This is a genomic window from Paractinoplanes ovalisporus (assembly GCF_016834655.1).
Lineage (GTDB): Bacteria > Actinomycetota > Actinomycetes > Mycobacteriales > Micromonosporaceae > Actinoplanes > Actinoplanes ovalisporus.
In genome coordinates, this window is sequence record NZ_JAENHP010000061.1 from 1 (window position 1) to 1,164 (window position 1,164).

1 protein-coding gene is annotated in these 1,164 nt (G+C 68.3%); it reads right to left on the reverse strand.

The annotated features are described in order from the left end of the window. On the reverse strand, positions 1-1,051 hold a 1,051-nt coding region (locus JIG36_RS51380), incomplete at its 3' end, for an integrase core domain-containing protein (RefSeq protein WP_203384270.1). Positions 1,052-1,164 lie beyond the last annotated feature (113 nt).

Genomic DNA, 1,164 nt, shown 5'->3' on the forward strand with positions numbered 1-1,164 from the left:
AGGTTTTGCCGATGCCGATGTGGCGTAGCTGGCCGTGGACGCGCAGGGTGACGGTGCCGGCTTTGCTGATTTTGTCGTGGCGGACCCGGTCGTGGGTGTCGGCGGTGCGGTCGGTGCCGGGGCTGGCTTTCGGTCGGGCCTGGTAGGCGGTGGCCGGGGTGGCCCGGTGCGGCAGGGACCGGTGCGGGCGGCGATGGTTGTACTCGTCTTTGAACGCGTCGATTTGGGCTTGCAGCTGGGTGATGGTGGCCGGCTGGTGGGGTTGGGCGCGGAGCCATTTCTTCATCGTTTGCTGGAAGCGTTCGACTTTGCCGCAGGTGGTGGGATGGTTCGGGCGGGAGTTCTTCTGTGTGATGTTTTGCCGGCGCAGTTCGGTTTCCAGGGCGGTTCTGCCGCCGCGGCCGCCGGAGAACCGCACGGTGTAGACCATGCCGTTGTCGGTCAGGGTTGATGCAGGGTATCCGTGCTGGCCGGCGGCGTGTTGGAAGGTGGCGTGCACGATGGCCGCGGTGATCCGGGGATGCGCGGAGATGTGCAGGGCGTAGCGGGAATGGTCGTCGAGCCAGGTGATGATTTCGGTGTCGTGGCCGGGTCGGCCGTCGGTGCGCGTGAGCCGGTGGTGGGTGAAGTCGGATTGCCAGGTCTCGTTGGGCTGTTCGGCTTGGAAGCGGATGTAGGAGCTTTTCGGCCGCTTGGCCGGCTCGGGCGTCACTTGTCCGGCGCGGGCCAGGATCCGGTTGATCGTGGCCCGCGACAGGGTGAGCGCGTGGTGGTGCTGCAGGTGCCAGCCGATGGTGTCGGCGCCGGCGTCCAGCCCGGCCTCGCCGAGCTGTTTCCGCAGTCGTAGGACGATCTCGACCGCGGGTGCGGCGGTGGCGCCGGGCCGGGTGTTCGGGGCGCGGGAGCGGGCCTCGAACGCGGCCTCGCCCTCCACGTTGTAGCGGGCCATGAGCCGGCTGATCCAGCCCTGGGAGACGCCGTAGGTGCGGGCGGTCTCGGCCTGCGATGCGCCGGCCAGGACGGCGGTGATGACGAGTCGGCGTGTGGACACGCCGCACCCTGCAACCACCCGACCGGGCGGCTACGACGCCATGCCGATGTCCGGAGACATACCTATTCCGATGACGCGAGACACCCTATTCCGATGTGCTGAGCCAGGACACT